Origin of the sequence: Colwellia demingiae (assembly GCF_007954275.1) — a bacterium.
In the GTDB taxonomy this organism is placed as follows: Bacteria; Pseudomonadota; Gammaproteobacteria; order Enterobacterales; family Alteromonadaceae; genus Colwellia; species Colwellia demingiae.
Genome location: NZ_VOLT01000002.1, coordinates 158,580 through 174,223 on the forward strand (window position 1 = coordinate 158,580; position 15,644 = coordinate 174,223).

The following is a 15,644-nucleotide window of genomic DNA, read 5'->3' on the forward strand; positions in this document are numbered from 1 at the left end:
GGATTAAGCTGTAGAGCCCACTACAGTTTACCTAAACTAAACTGACAATCGGCACTTGAGAGAATTAACTCAGTGCCATTTTCAGTCACCACTTCTTGCGCGATGTCTGCCCACTGGTAATAAACGTTCCGATGCACTTTCGCTGTTAAGTTTCTGCGAACGGTGACATACAAATCACCTTCTTCAGTAACAATTAACGGATGCTCTGCATTGAGAATAAACTCGTCATCCAAATTAGTACTAACTTTCATAATGTTGTTGTTTTCATCCGACCAATGCCACTGAGTAAGCACAAAAGGGGCATCATCAGCTTTTATTTTAACTTTCTCCACCGGTGTTACTAAGAAGTACTCATCAACATTTTGATTAACTTCTTTAATCAACACTGAAGCAAATAGTTTTACTAACGCTAGCCGTTTAAAAATACCGCCTTGATAAAACCAATCACCATTAGCTTTTATCTGTATATCAATCTCTCCACAATACGGGGGATTCCATGATTCCACCGGTGGCATTTTTGTGTGAGTTCCACCTAACTGAGTCGAAATTTTATCCAATGACATAATGCTCCCCTTGATCAAACTCTTCAATTTTCCAAATGCGATAAGGTAACAGTATTAAGCGATAAGTAAATTTGCTTATAACTATTATCGTGCTAACTTAACCCTTGATACATTTTTTTAACATTTACTACCGTTAACGTATTACGATTTGTAGTAATTATCGTAAGTTATCTTACAAGGAAAGATCTTTTATGTCACAAATCCTATCAAAGACTAAGCTAAGTTTACTAGTCTCTTCTGCCCTGCTAATAGCAGCATGTAGCAATCAAAATAATGAAGCAACAAATGCCATGAACGATATTACCGCTCCTATAGCTAAAAAAGTTCCTCATAAAATGGTTATTCATAATCATACGCGTGTCGATGATTATTACTGGATGCGTGACGATAGTCGTAAAAATCCAGAAGTTTTAGCACATTTAGCCGCAGAAAATGATTATACGAAAGCACAGCTACAGCATACAGAAGCAATGCAAGAAAAGATCTTTCAAGAAATTAAGGCACGTATTGAAAAAGACGATAGTTCGGTACCAACCAAAAAAGGTGATTTTTACTACGCAAGTCAAATGCAAGGTGAGAATGAATATCCTATTTACGTAAGATCATCTGACTTTTCAGGCAGTAATCTTGAAGTATTACTTAACGTAAATGAGTTAGCCAAAGCACACGATTATTATCAAGTAAGTGGCTTAAGTGCTAGTCCAGATGGCAAACTACTTGCTTACGGAGAAGATACCGTTAGCCGTCGAATTTACACAGTACAATTCAAAGATATCGCGGGTAATATGTTACTTGATGACAAACTTGAAGGTACCAGTGGTGGCATTGTTTGGGGTAATGACAATAAAACGGTGTATTACATCAAAAAAGATCCACAAACTTTATTAGGTTACCAAGTCTTTCGTCATACCCTTGGCACGCCCCAAGCGACCGATGAAATGGTCTATGAAGAAAGCAATAAAGCCTATTATACCGGGCTGACTAAATCTAAAGATGGTAGCAGTGTCTTTATTTGGCATTCAAGTACCGAAGCAAGCGGTGTTTCAGTAATTAATGCTGATAATGCCAAAGCAATGCCTAAAAAATTCATTGAGCGTGAAGAAGGTCATGAATACTCCATATCTAAAATGAATGACTGGTATTACATCAATACTAACTGGCAAGCGACTAACTTTCGTTTAATGAAAGTGCATAAAGATCACCTTGGTGATAAAACACAATGGCAAGATGTGATTCCTGCAAATGATGCAGTTAAGCTTGAGGATTACGAGTTATTTGCTAATCACCTTGTTTATCAACAACGTGAAAATGGTATTAGCCGAGTAACCATTCAGCAATTATCAAGCGGTAAAAAACAGCAACTTAGCTTTAATGACACCGCATATAGCTTACATTTATACGGAAACAACGAAATAAACAACAACGCTGTACGGCTTTACTATTCAAGCTTTACCACGCCTGGCACCCATTATGATGTGGATCTAGATACTTTAAATAAAACACAATTAAAGCAAGCAAAAGTACTGGGTGATTTTGACAGTAATAACTATGCCTCTGAACGTATATTTGTTAAAGCCCGCGATGGTAAAAAAGTACCGGTTTCTTTAGTTTATCGTAAAGATAAATTCAAAAAAGATGGCACTAACCCATTATATCAATATGCCTATGGTTCATACGGACACACAATTGATCCCTCTTTTTCAGTGAGTCGATTAAGCCTATTAGACCGTGGTTTTGTTTATGCTGTTGCGCATATCCGCGGGTCAGAAATGCTGGGGCGTCCTTGGTATGAAGACGGCAAGAAGTTAACAAAAATGAACACCTTTACTGATTTTATTGATGTCACTAAAGAATTGACGACACAAGGTTACGGCGATAAAGAAAATGTCTTCGCTGTTGGTGGTAGTGCTGGCGGTTTACTAATGGGCGCGGTTATTAATATGGCACCAGAGCAATACAAAGGCATTGCCGCAGCTGTGCCTTTTGTTGATGTAGTAACCACTATGCTTGATGAAAGCATTCCATTAACAACCAATGAGTTTAAAGAATGGGGTAACCCAAAAGAAAAAGCTTATTATGATTATATGTTGTCATACTCACCTTATGATCAAGTTAAAGCACAAGACTACCCTAATATTCTAGTTACTACGGGGTTGCATGACTCGCAAGTACAATACTTCGAGCCAATGAAATGGGTTGCAAAGTTACGTGATTATAAAACCGATGATAACGTATTATTATTTAAAACTGATATGGAAGCTGGACACGGTGGTGCTTCTGGCCGCTTTAAACGCATCCATGATACAGCTTTACAATATAGCTTCTTCATTGATTTGCTTAACAAGAGTTAATCAATTCAGTTAACTTAAACTATCTTCACCTGACTATAGTTGGGTGAGGGTAGTTCCCTTTAGTACCTAACTTCTCAAATTTAACTTACACGTACTATTTCCTAGCCATTTCCTTTACTAATGACATTCGCATTAATATTCTTTATATTGATACAACCCAAGAACTACTTATGTATGTGTCAATGAAGGCAATCCTCCAGATCTCTCTAATAAGTATGTTCTGCATCAGTCATCAAAGTTTTGCTGACCATACCTCTAATGCTCTACAAGTGAGAACCATTGCAATTGCACCCTATGGTATCGATAATTCAGGCGAACTAAGCGGCATTTACTATGAATTAACCCATTCATTACTTATCAAGAGTGGATTAGCGGCCGAACATCATATATTCCCTTATGGCCGGATCATACATGAACTAAAATTGGGTAAAACAGATATCACCATCATGTTTAAATATAAAGAGCTCGCCAATTACGTTGATTACATTTACCCACTTCCTGCCTTAAAGAATGTTGTTATTGGTCGTCGTGGCCATGATTATCAGAGTATTACCCAGTTAGAAGGTCTGAACATAGCTTACCTAAATGGCGCAAAATTTAGTGATGCGGTAGATAATAATCCTAAGATTCATAAACAAATTGTGGTGGATTTTCATCAAGGATTATTGATGTTAAAAAAGAAGCGTGTTGACGCAATCATAGGGCCTATGAAACCAATTATGAGTGCTGCCAAGCGTTTAGCTCTTAACAAAGGTTTCTTTGGTAAACCTCTTGTGGTTTCTGAACGCACCCCTTGGTTACAGCTATCAAAACAAAGTAAAAGTCATATTTCTGCCGACAAAATAAAAGCTATATTCAGTAAAATGATTGATCAAGGTGCATTAGAAAACATTCAATTAAAGTACCAATAAAACCTCCTTAAATTGATTAATTCGTCTTTAAAATGACAATTCTAGTATACCCATGATACTTCAAGCAGCGCGTTTCAGGATGCCTGTGCGATTTATGATCGAAGCGCCTCTTTTATTAAGGGTTATTCCCTTAAAAAGAGAGGCAACGAAAAACATGATTTGCTCAGACATCCCCGTAGGGCTAGCTCAGAAATACCTCAAAATAAGCCATTGATTTAAAAATAAAATAATCACTACCTTCAATCAACACCTTGCCTAAAGACGTTTCTAATTCCAGCTGAATCCTGCGTTTTGGGGCAACATGGGTATACTGTGTAAACTTATGTAATGTCGCTATTATCATCAAGCTTCTTTGATTACACTATAGCCATGAGTTATTTTTTAACATGAGTTAATCACTTTATGACACGTCGATTTCGACTACTACTTCCATTATTCTCAAGCCTATTATTATTAGCTTGCAGTAGCACTTCACAAGTAGATGAAAAATTAAAAGACCTGCCTCTTCCCAAAAACTGGCAAGACAGTAAACAAGCTTTGGCCGTTGAACATAATTGGTTATCTGAACTTGATAACTTACAAGTTCATCAATTAGTAAAAAAGGCATTAGCAGCTAACCACCAATTTGCCATGCAAGCTTACTCACTGGAAATAGCCGAACAACAACTTATTGTTTCGGGTAGCCAACTTTGGCCTGAACTTGACTTAGCATTTCGTAGCGGCCGGAATAAAGACAATCAAACTGACAGTTATTCAAACAGTAACTCTGTTAACTTGAATTTAAGCTATGAAGTGGATATTTGGGGCAAGTTATCTGACGCTGATCGCATGACTAACTATAACTACCTTGCGCAAAAATCCACTTTTGAGCAATACAAACAACAGCTCGTTGTGAACGTATTAACAACTTGGTTTCGCGTGATTGAGGCCGAAAAATTGCTAGCCCTTTATCGCAGCAGAGTCGCAAATTCTCAACAAAATTTAGCCATCATTGAAGCAGGCTATAATTCAGGACTAACCGCTGCACTTGATGTCTACTTAACGCGTAACGATTTGAACAACGAGTTAACGAGAGTATCAGAGCAAGAAACTGAGAAAACCAAATTAATTAGACAGCTCGAACGTCTAATTGGTGAATACCCTAAAGGCCAGCTTTTAGTCAATGCTAACTTACCATTACTTACCACAGACATTCCTGTTGGATTACCGTCAGAATTAATCAGCCGAAAGCCTGAATTAAAAGCCAGTTGGTATCAATTATTATCACAAGATGCCGGCTTAGCTTATGCCCATAAACAACGTTTTCCTAGCATAGTATTGTCAGGTTCAGTCGGTGACTCTAATACCGACATTGGTGATTTACTGTCTGGCTCTTCATTAGCATGGTCATTACTGGGCAGTGTTTCAGCACCTATTTTTAATGCTGGTCGTCTTAAGGCAAATGAAGAGAAAGCCCGTATAGAACTTAAACAAGGTGAACAGTTATATCTTGATACTTTATACAATGCTTTTAGTGACGTTGAAAATGCGATCACCACAGAAAAAAACTTAAAGAACAGTTATGACACCATGTTGGCCGCACAAGAAAATGCAAAAATCGCCTCCACACTATCTTTCGAACAATACCAAAGTGGTTTAGTTACCTATACCACGGTGCTTGATGCGCAAAACCGTTCTTTTGAAGCTCAATCGACACTGATAAAAATTAAAAATCAGCTCATTGCCAATAGAATCAATTTACATCTTTCCTTGGGTGGCGACTTCACCACACCGTCACTTGAAAATAAGGCCGAATAACCATGTCTCTCATCATTGAAAAGAAAAGCTCAAACTATAGAAAAATATTAGTGCCGGTCATTATTATCATTGCCACCCTAGTATTAATGATGGTTATTTTTAAAAACCCACCAACAAGTAGCCGTGGTACGCCTTCAAAAGCACCTCAAATGACAGTGGAAACCACCACGCTTGCACCTCAAACCTATCAAGTGATGGTGCAAAGTTTTGGCACAGTCAAACCAAGAACTCAAAGTGTGCTTTTCGCCCAAGTTTCAGGACAAATTAATTACGTTAGTAAACAATTTAGAGCAGGTGGTTTTTTCGAACAAGGTGACATATTAATCCAACTTGATGATAGAGATCATCGCGCTGAAGTTAATATTGCACAAGCAAGTCTAATGTCAGCCAAACAAAGTTTACAAGAAGAAGACGCACGGGTAAAACAAGCGAAAGCAGACTGGAAAAGGCTTGGTAATGGTAAAGCCCCTAATGCTTTGGTATTGCGCCAACCACAATATGAAGCGGCAAAAGCGCAAGTGCTTTCTGCAGAAGCTCAGCTGGATAAAGTAAAGTTATCACTAGAACGGACCAGTATTGTTGCACCTTACGCCGGCCGTATATTAAAGAAAAATGTTGATATTGGTCAGGTGATATCAAGTAACACCCAGTTAGCCGATATTTTTGCTGTTGATTATGTCGAAATTCGCCTACCGATAAAAAATAAAGATTTACCGCTAATGAAACTGCCAGAAGAGTACCGCAATGCCCACGAGCAGTCAGAAACTAGTCGTTCTAAAAATGATAATACTGATGACAACAGCTCCATGATTAGTAATGTTGTTATTTCATCTGATCTGATGGGCGATCAAGTATGGCAAGGAAAGATCGTTCGTACTGAAAGTGCCATAGATGAAATATCTCAGCAACTTTATGTAGTAGCACAAATTATTCGCCCATACGATGGTGAGTATAATCAAGGTGCGCAAATAAAAATGGGCCAATATGTTACTGCCCAAATTACCGGCCGAGAAGTTGACAATGCTTTAGTCATACCTAGCAGTGCCATTTATCAAGGCAGCTATGTCTATATAGTTGAAAACGGCCTATTGATGCGTAAAGAGATTAAATTAGGTTGGCAAAACGGTACTGAATCTATCGTCATTCAAGGGTTAATTACTGGTGACCAGTTAGTGCTAACCTCATTAGGGCAAGTAAGTTCAGGCACACCAGTTGCCATTGCCGGTCAAATACCTGATCAGAACACAAAAAAATCAAAAATGCCTAAAGAGCGTCGAGAAAAATTAGAAAAGATAGCATCACAAAAAGGTATCAGTGTTGAAGCCCTGATTGCTGAACGAAGAGCTGCTGAACGTAAAGCATCAAAAAATAGCACCACTCCAGTTACTAAGGTGAATAACTAATGATTGCTTGGTTTGCACGAAATCATGTTGCCGCCAACTTACTATTAATTACCATTTTAATAGCAGGTTTATTTAGTTTATCTAATCGGATCCCGCTAGAAGTGTTCCCCTCTTTTGCCACCGACCGTATTAACGTTAATGTGTCATTACGCGGCGCTACCCCAGAGGATGTGGAAAAGAGTATATCTATCCGCATAGAAGAGGCCGTGCAAGACTTAGAAGGCGTCAAACAAATTGCTAGCCGTTCACAAGAAGGTTCTTCAGCGGTCAATATTGAAGTTGAGTCAGGCTACGACCCTCGCGAGATGCTCGCAGATATAAAAAGCCGTGTTGACGAAATAAATACTTTTCCTGTTGATGCAGAAAAACCCGTAGTCTCTTTAGCGACACGTAAACGTGAAGTAATTGCCGTGACTATTGCCAGCATATATAGCGAGAAAGAAACGCGTGAATTTGCTGAAAAAGTCAGAGATGATTTATTAAAAATACCCGCGATTACCCAAGTAGAACTCAGTGGTGTCCGCGACTATGAAATATCGATTGAAGTGCCTCAAGACAAACTGCGCCAATATGATTTAACCATAGCGAAAATATCTTCTGCTATTTCAGATTCAAGTACTGATATTTCTGCCGGTAATTTAAAAACCAAAGGTGGTGATATTCTATTACGCTCAAAAGGGCAGGCCTATCGCAAAGACGAGTTTGAAAAAATAGCGATTAAAACTAACGTTGATGGTTCTATCATTCGCCTAAGTGACATTGCCATAATCAAAGATGATTTTGAAGAAACCCCAGTTCGCACTCGCTTTAACGGCAAACAAGCCGCTTTTATCGATGTTTACCGAATCGGTCAACAAAGCGCGATTGATGTTGCCGATGCCGTAAGAACCTATATTAATGATCAGCAAAGTACATTGCCTGTTGGCGTTGAGTTAAGTTTTTGGGATGACGATTCTCAAATCGTTAAAAACCGTATTTCGACATTAACAACCAGTGCCTTGCAAGGCGGTATATTAGTACTAGCGTTATTAACTTTATTCCTCAGACCGTCAATTGCCTTTTGGGTTTTTATTGGCATTCCCATCTCTTTTATGGGCGCTTTTATTATGATGCCTGTATTTGGTGTCACCTTAAATATCATGAGCTTATTTGGCTTTATCTTGGTATTGGGGATAGTGGTAGATGATGCAATTGTCACCGGAGAAAATATTTATACGCATTTAAAAACATCTGAGTCAGGTGAAATGGCAGCTATTCGAGGCACCGAAGAAGTTGCTACTCCAGTAACTTTTGGTGTGTTAACAACCGTAGCAGCATTTCTGCCGCTGGCCTTTATTGAAGGTGCTCGTGGCGCTTTATTTGCGCAAATTCCAGTGATTGTTATTCCGGTATTGATATTCTCTTTAATAGAATCAAAATTCGTTTTACCCTCGCACTTAAAACACTTGAAACTACGTTCAGAAAAAGCAAAACAATCAAAGTTTAGTCAACTACAACAATCGTTCGCCGATGGCTTCGAGCGAGCGATAATCCGTTTTTACCAGCCCTTATTAAAACGCGCCATAAGCAACAAGACCACTACCTTAGTTGGTTTTGTTGGTGTTTTCTTAGTTATTCTTGCCCTTATTATGAGCGGCTGGACTAAGTTTATTTTCTTCCCACGAATTCCTAGTGAAACTGTAAGAGCAACACTAACGCTGCCTGCAGGCACACCGTTTGAAGTGACCAATAAGTATGTAATTAAAATGGCCGAGAAAGCAGATGAGCTGAAACAGAAGTATATTGAGCCATCAACTAACAGCAGTGTCATTATCAATATATTAGCCACCACAGGCGGTCGTGGCGGTGTATCAAACTCTGGCAGTGTTCGTTTTGAAATAACCCCGCCTGAATCACGAGAGTTAGCTATAAGCTCTCGTGAACTTGTTCGTGAATGGCGAAATTTAATTGGGCCTATTCCTGGTGCTGAAAGTATTACCTTTAGAGCGGAGATTGGCCGTTCGTCAGACCCTATTCATGTGCAGTTCAAAGCCAGTTCACTAGACACATTGAAAGAGATAACCGATAAAGTAAAAGTACGATTAGCCACCTACCCTACCGTATTTGATATTGCTGATAGTTTGTCTAATGGTAAAGAGGAACTACAAATTGAGTTAACCGAACAAGGTAAAGCTTTAGGGTTAACCCGAGTAAGCATTTCAAACCAAGTAAGACGCTCTTTCTTTGGCTCACAAGTACAGCGTATTCAACGCGGTAGAGATGATGTACGCGTAATGGTACGCCTACCAATAGATGAACGCCGTACCATGGCAGATTTAGAAGATATTCTCGTTGTCACGCCTTCGGGTGGCTCAGTACCGCTATCTCATGTTGCCAAGCTTATTCCTGGCAAAAGTCCGTCGACCATTTCAAGAATTGATCGCTACCGCACAGCCAATGTAAGTGCTGATGTTGAAAAATCAAATACCAACATGACGGTGCTACAAGCTGATTTAAAAACGTATTTAGATGAATTAATAGTGCAATACCCAGGGGTTAGTCACTCGCTTGAAGGTGAAGCTAAAGAGCAGCGTGAATCTTTTGGCTCGCTTGGTTGGGCGCTAGTCTTTGTGTTTTTTATTATTTACGCGTTATTAGCTATTCCTTTCAAGTCTTACATTCAGCCGATCATTGTCATGAGCATAATACCTTTTGGCATGATAGGTGCTGTTATTGGTCATTGGATTATGGGAATGGAATTAACCATCATGAGCTTACTAGGCATGTTGGCGTTAATCGGTGTAGTTGTAAATGACTCTCTAGTCTTAGTAGATTTTATCAATAAAAAGCGCAGTGAAGGCGGTGAGTTAATGGAGGCGGTGTTAACTGCAGGTGCTGCTAGATTTAGACCGGTAATGTTAACCAGTTTGACCACCTTTATTGGTTTAATGCCGTTGTTATTTGAACAATCTACGCAAGCACAGTTTTTAATCCCTATGGCGGTATCCCTAGGTTTTGGTATTTTATTTGCTACTTTCATCACCTTGATCTTAGTGCCGGTAAATTATTTAATTGTCGAGCGTTTAAAAAGCTTATTTTCATCAAAGTCACCTATCGACCAACAGAATATAGCTACACAAGCTTAGATAATATCTCCTGCTCTTCACTTATCGTTGAGCAGGGTTATACCAATTTGATTAAACTGGTATTAAACGAAAAATCAGGTGGTAAATACGGATAAAGTTGCGCTTTAGTTGAGCAATTTATGATTTTTAAAATTATTTACTAAAAAAGTAACATAAAACGCATTTTTTTCTTGTCAACAAGCAACGAAATGCAATACAATCGCCGCGCTGTTAAAGAGCAGCATACATATTTCTCGCTCCTAGCATTAAATGTGTATCAGTACACCTCAGTGGTGGCTATAGCTCAGTTGGTAGAGCCCCGGATTGTGATTCCGGTTGTCGAGGGTTCAAGTCCCTTTAGCCACCCCATTTTTTACTTCTCCCTGAAGTAGAAAATAAAAAGTTATAAAATGTCGGTGATTAGCGCAGCTTGGTAGCGCACTTGGTTTGGGTCCAAGGGGTCGCAAGTTCGAATCTTGCATCACCGACCACTTTTAAATTTAATTTCCTCCTAAAAATACACAATAACTCTTCACTTCATAAAATACTTCTGTGCCTATCCTGTACTCAGGTAAATCTATAACGATCACATTACTATCTAACTACAGTAGTGAATCTCTTGAAATTCAACCCCTTTATTTATCTTTCACATAAATTGCTTACTCAAGCAACTTGGCAATCATTGGTTAAAAAAAACTCACCACCTATACTTTAGATGAACCAAATATAATGTGGAGGTTCCTATGACTATTTCTAACCGACTTGACTCCTATTTAACTGCACAGAATATATCTTTTCAGGCCATTGAACATGACCATAGTACAAGCTCTTTTGATAGTGCTATTACGGCGAAAGTCCCACTGAATCAAATAGCCAAAGCTGTCATTTTAAAAAACCATGAAGATAGAAAGTTGATGGCTGTATTACCGGCTAAAAATAAAATAAGCTTATCTGCAATTAATGATGAACTATTCGGCAGTTACAAATTGCTTAAAGAAAAAGAAGTCTATCGCATGTTTAGTGACTGTGAGCATGGGGCTATTCCGCCCGTAGGTGATGCTTTCAATATGCAAATGATATGCGACGAGTTATTAGACCAATTAGATTATGTTTATATTGAAGCTGGTGATCATCAAAGATTATTACGTATTAGCAATGAAGATTTTAAAATCATGACGGCAAATAGTAAACACTTGCGCTTTAGTAATGAAGTTTTTCATTAATGCTAATGATGTATGTCTTCTTATTCTGCGACACAGCGTTGCTTCTAACTTGGTGAGTATTGATTTATCACTCAGATGATTACAGGAGCAACGCAGCAGAAGGATAAATTAGCGAACTGTAACTAACAAAATCAGTTAAAGACTTAACAAATTCTTAATCCTCATTACTGTGCTGTTAATTTTCTCCCTAATAATTTTGAAATTTGATTGGCACTAACCGGTTTACTAAAATAATATCCCTGAGCATAATCGCAACCAAGCTCCTGAAGCATAGCGGCTTGTTCCGCGCTTTCAATACCTTCAGCTGTAATTTTATGTTCAAGGTTATGCCCCATTTCAATCATCGAACCAACCAAAAGTTTTGCTTTATGATCGACAAGAATGTCATCAATAAAATATTTATCAATTTTTAAGAAGTCTACATTAAAGTGTTTAAGGGAGGCGAAGGATGAATAACCGACACCGAAATCATCAATTGCCAGTAATATACCCAGCTCTTTTAAATGTTCAAAAATTTCAAGGTTCTCTGGGTTGGTCTGTATCACCCCTTCAGTAACTTCTAATTCAAGATCACTTGGTAATATTCCTGTTTCTTTAACGACACGCTTGATCAGTGGTACTAGATCACTATCAAGAAAATGACTTGGTGATATATTAACGGCCATTATAATTGAAGAAAAACCAGCTTCCTTCCACAGAGTTGCCTGATTACAGGCTGTTTTCAAGACCCATTCGGTTAGTGGTTTTATCATGCCTATTTGTTCGGCCATGCTGATAAAGTCTACCGGAGAAACCTGACCAAGCAGTGGATGATTCCAGCGAGATAAAGCTTCAACGCCTATGATGCAGCCCGATTTAATATCAACTTTTGGTTGATAAACGAGTGACAGTTGTTCTTGTTCTATTGCTTCTCTTAAGTGTTGTTCTATTTTAAAACGGTATTCTGCTTTATCGGTAAGCTCTTTTTTATAAAAAGCATACCTATTTCTTCCAAGATCCTTTGCCGCATATAGCGCAGTATCTGCCGCTTTTAATATAGTTTGCAGGTCGATGCCATCGTCGGGATAGTGTGCAATACCAATACTACAGGCTGGTGTGAACTTTCTACCAGCTAACTCTACAGGTTTTGATATAAGTTCAAGGCAGCGTTTAGCAACGTGGGCAGCACCATAATCATCCATCACATTATTAACGGCTATACAAAATTCATCACCACTGAGACGAGCAATGTAGTCAATTTCACGACAGGCACTTTTTAAACGCTGGGCAACTTTCTTAAGGAGTAAATCACCAACATCATGCCCAAGGCTATCGTTAACCGTTTTAAAGTTATCAAGGTCGATATATAACAGAGCAAATTTATTCTTTTCTCGTGCAGATATTTTTACTAACTCTTCAATATTTATATAAAAATGGGGACGACTGGAAAGGTTAGTTAACTTATCGGTATAAGCTAAGTCTTGAATGCGTTTTTGATTTTGTTCTCGCTCCATGACAATACCAGCAAGCCGGGCTGCTGATCTAAGATCATTAGATTCTTCTTCGTTAGGTAATGTGGGGTAGTCATGGTACATACCAAAAGCACCTAGCACTTTTCCAGAAGAGCTCTTGATAGGTTCAGACCAACAACTGCGCATGCCATAAGGAAGTGCAACGTGCTTCAGGTCTACCCACTTAGGGTCGGTTGCAATATTTTCGACAAGTACACGTTTTCCCGTATAAGTAGATGTACCGCAGGAGCCAACTTCTGGGCCATATTCAAGACCATGTACAGCTTTGCAATAGGATTTTGGCAGACTAGGGGCACCGGCATGAAGCAGTTTACCGTTATCTAATTCGAGCATTGAACAGCGTAATCCCGAGTGACGCTCTTCGTACATTAAAGCAATTTCCTCATAGATTTTAGACGCGGGTTTACCTTTGGCAATGAGCTCAAGAATTTTGGTATTTCTTTCATTGAAAAATTCTGATTTTTTTTGCTGTGTGATATCAACATGGGTGCCAACTAAACGGACTGTCTCATCATTTTCACCGCGGGTTACTTTAAATGCTCGAGATCTAATGAAAACGTCATGACCTGCTTTATGACGCATACGCATTTCAACTTCAAAGGTGTCTACTTCCCCGGATAAGAATTTCTGAACATCTTCTAGAACAAAGCCTTTATCATCAATATGAACCATTGCAGCCCAGGTGCTTAATGTACTTTCGAGCTCATGTTCACGATAACCCAGCATACTTTTCCAGCGGGGGGAGTAATAAACCTCATCCGTTTCTAAATCCCAATCCCACAGACCATCCGAAGCACCACGCATAGCCAGAGCAAAACGCTCTTCACTATTGAGAAGCTCGGCGGTACGAACGTCTTTACTTAGATGGGCTGCGACAAGTTCAGAACGTAATTGCTCAATCTCTTTATGTAGCTGTGTTTCTTTGTTAGCTATTTCTGTCATACACCCTCAATTCACTACATCAAATAATATAAACTGCTGAGGTAATATTTTTTATAAAGCCTAAATAGGAAAAATGACATTCCTTCACATATTAAACTAACAAACAATGTTCAATACACAAAGCTGTATATCTGTGGTCAGAGCTGTTCATGTTAGTTAAGGAATAGATATCGTACTGTTGTTAACATTACTAATCATAGATGACTTGTACTCGCTTATTCATTTTACTATCTAATTATGTAACGCTTGTATCAGTAGTGCCAGAGCCATCAACTCTTGCGATTTTCGCATTAGGAATACTTGGTTTCGCTTCTCGTCGCTTTGAGAAACCATCTTAATAGTTTAAAGTACTTACGTTTCTATAAAAACACCAATTGTAATGATTGGTGTTTTTTGTTTTTTGTTTTTTGGCTATAATGATTACTAATCAGCATAGCTATAAACACCTATTGATGTAGATCTAAATAAAAACATAGCGCCTATGGGATAATCTTTAGCTGCTTAATACGAGTTTTTCGACATAAAATCAAAGTCAAATAATTATAAGAGTTCAGTATGGAACAAACGTTAACCCAAGTAACTATCATTTATTATCAAGTTGAGTCCCTGGAATTACTACATGAAGTGAAGTCTTTTCCAAAGAATCATCAGGGAAGAGTCGTCTTACCTGATGAGTTTAAAACGGGTAAATCAATTATTGCAGTATGCGAGGGTGAAATTACCATTTTGAATAAAGTCGGCGATCGTATCTTATCCGTAGGAAAAATCGCTTAAGCAATTTTTAATTTGCGCTAATTAATAGTTCATACGTATGTTAGTGATTAAACATCACAGCATACGTGCAATCTCTTCGTTTTGTACTTCACTTTTTAGCCAATCAATGAATGTTTCTATTTTTGTGTTGCTCTTGTTAGCTAACATAGCGGCATAATATCGCTGTGGACAAAGCATTTTTTTATCAAAAAAAGGCTTTATCAACTCTCCTCTCTTAAGTTGACTACTGATAAGACTCTCCCTACCCATTGCCACACCAGCGTTGTTCATAGCTGCTATAACGGCCAAATCTGAACGGTCAAACCTGATACTTGCTATAGAACCTAAGCAGTTAATATTGAAATTATTTGCCCATAATCCCCATTCATCTGTGCTGGAATCGTATCCCCATGCTTGGTTATCATGCAATAACGTGCATTGACTTAAATTACTAATATTCCCTATCAAATCAAATTTCTCAGCGTATTCAGGACTACATACCGGTACTATCGTCTCTGCCATAATATCTTGACAATATAGCTTACTCGGTTGTTTTTCATCAAAATAAATTGCTACATCAATACCATGACCATGAAAGTTGATATTTTCATTTCCCGTTAAAATGTTAAGTGAAATAGCAGGGTATTGCTTTTGAAAGCTGGCAATTCTAGGTACCAACCAGCATTGCGCAAAAGAAGGTCTAGAATAGACAGTTAACTCACCTGAAATTTCATTGCTTTTTACCTCGAGTATTTCCTGATTTAAGCTACTGAACGAGGATTTTACGGCAATATAAATTCGTTCACCGTCACTGGTTAGCGCTATTTTTCGGTGTGAGCGTTTAAATAACACAATACCTAATTCACTCTCTAACGCATTTATGCGATGAGATATTGCACTTGGAGTCATCGACAGCTCTTCGGCCGCAAGAGAGAAAGAACAGTGTCTGGCTGCCACTTCAAAGGTATGCATTTTAGATAGTTGAAAACTATTTAAAAGTTTGTTTTTAGAGATAACATTGTCGTGAGTGTACATAACACCGATTATTCCCTTGACGATTTCCGACCAATTCAGACAACAACAATA

The 15,644-nt window shown here is 38.5% G+C and carries 11 protein-coding genes and 2 tRNA genes; 10 read left to right on the plus strand and 3 right to left on the minus strand.

The window, feature by feature from the left end:
• Positions 1 to 20: 20 nt before the first annotated feature.
• Positions 21 to 563 (minus strand): DUF1285 domain-containing protein, encoded by a 543-nt coding sequence (locus ESZ36_RS03545; protein ID WP_146783662.1) that lies wholly within the window; start codon positions 561 to 563, stop codon positions 21 to 23.
• 191 nt (positions 564 to 754) lie between these two features.
• Between ESZ36_RS03545 and ESZ36_RS03550 the strand changes: the two genes are divergently transcribed.
• The 8 genes from ESZ36_RS03550 (at position 755) to ESZ36_RS03585 (ending at position 11,352) form a co-directional block, all read left to right on the plus strand.
• Positions 755 to 2,914 carry a S9 family peptidase gene (locus tag ESZ36_RS03550; protein WP_146783664.1) on the plus strand — a complete coding sequence of 720 codons (2,160 nt, stop codon included), beginning with the start codon at positions 755 to 757 and terminating at the stop codon, positions 2,912 to 2,914.
• Between the two features lie 182 nt (positions 2,915 to 3,096).
• The gene (locus ESZ36_RS03555; protein WP_246128978.1) at positions 3,097 to 3,825 is read left to right on the plus strand and encodes a substrate-binding periplasmic protein; all 729 of its coding nucleotides are present in this window, start codon (positions 3,097 to 3,099) and stop codon (positions 3,823 to 3,825) included.
• A 402-nt stretch (positions 3,826 to 4,227) separates the two neighbouring features.
• The gene (locus ESZ36_RS03560; protein ID WP_146783670.1) at positions 4,228 to 5,622 is read left to right on the plus strand and encodes a TolC family protein; all 1,395 of its coding nucleotides are present in this window, start codon (positions 4,228 to 4,230) and stop codon (positions 5,620 to 5,622) included.
• Positions 5,623 to 5,624: 2 nt separating this feature from the next.
• The gene (locus tag ESZ36_RS03565) at positions 5,625 to 7,025 is read left to right on the plus strand and encodes an efflux RND transporter periplasmic adaptor subunit (protein ID WP_146783673.1); all 1,401 of its coding nucleotides are present in this window, start codon (positions 5,625 to 5,627) and stop codon (positions 7,023 to 7,025) included.
• Positions 7,025 to 10,150: an efflux RND transporter permease subunit gene (locus tag ESZ36_RS03570; RefSeq protein WP_146783676.1), complete on the plus strand. Its 3,126-nt coding sequence runs from the start codon at positions 7,025 to 7,027 to the stop codon at positions 10,148 to 10,150. Before ESZ36_RS03565 ends, ESZ36_RS03570 begins: the two co-directional genes overlap by 1 nt.
• A gap of 272 nt (positions 10,151 to 10,422) precedes the next feature.
• A tRNA-His gene (locus tag ESZ36_RS03575) sits at positions 10,423 to 10,498 on the plus strand.
• A gap of 45 nt (positions 10,499 to 10,543) precedes the next feature.
• Positions 10,544 to 10,620: transfer RNA gene (locus tag ESZ36_RS03580), tRNA-Pro, on the plus strand.
• Positions 10,621 to 10,872: 252 nt separating this feature from the next.
• The gene (locus tag ESZ36_RS03585; protein ID WP_146783679.1) at positions 10,873 to 11,352 is read left to right on the plus strand and encodes an aminoacyl-tRNA deacylase; all 480 of its coding nucleotides are present in this window, start codon (positions 10,873 to 10,875) and stop codon (positions 11,350 to 11,352) included.
• Between the two features lie 164 nt (positions 11,353 to 11,516).
• Here the strand turns inward: ESZ36_RS03585 and ESZ36_RS03590 are convergent, their stop codons facing one another.
• A complete protein-coding gene (locus tag ESZ36_RS03590) occupies positions 11,517 to 13,805 on the minus strand; it encodes a bifunctional diguanylate cyclase/phosphodiesterase (RefSeq protein ID WP_146783682.1) in 2,289 nt (762 codons plus the stop codon).
• Between the two features lie 200 nt (positions 13,806 to 14,005).
• Between ESZ36_RS03590 and ESZ36_RS03595 the strand changes: the two genes are divergently transcribed.
• Together ESZ36_RS03595 and ESZ36_RS03600 are read left to right on the plus strand one after the other, a co-directional pair.
• Positions 14,006 to 14,143: a PEP-CTERM sorting domain-containing protein gene (locus ESZ36_RS03595; protein WP_146783685.1), complete on the plus strand. Its 138-nt coding sequence runs from the start codon at positions 14,006 to 14,008 to the stop codon at positions 14,141 to 14,143.
• A gap of 217 nt (positions 14,144 to 14,360) precedes the next feature.
• Positions 14,361 to 14,579: a TIGR02922 family protein gene (locus tag ESZ36_RS03600; RefSeq protein WP_146783688.1), complete on the plus strand. Its 219-nt coding sequence runs from the start codon at positions 14,361 to 14,363 to the stop codon at positions 14,577 to 14,579.
• A gap of 54 nt (positions 14,580 to 14,633) precedes the next feature.
• Here ESZ36_RS03600 and dsdC read toward each other — a convergent pair whose 3' ends face one another.
• On the minus strand, positions 14,634 to 15,593 hold the full coding sequence (gene dsdC, locus ESZ36_RS03605) for a DNA-binding transcriptional regulator DsdC (protein ID WP_146783690.1): 960 nt from the start codon (positions 15,591 to 15,593) through the stop codon (positions 14,634 to 14,636).
• Positions 15,594 to 15,644 lie beyond the last annotated feature (51 nt).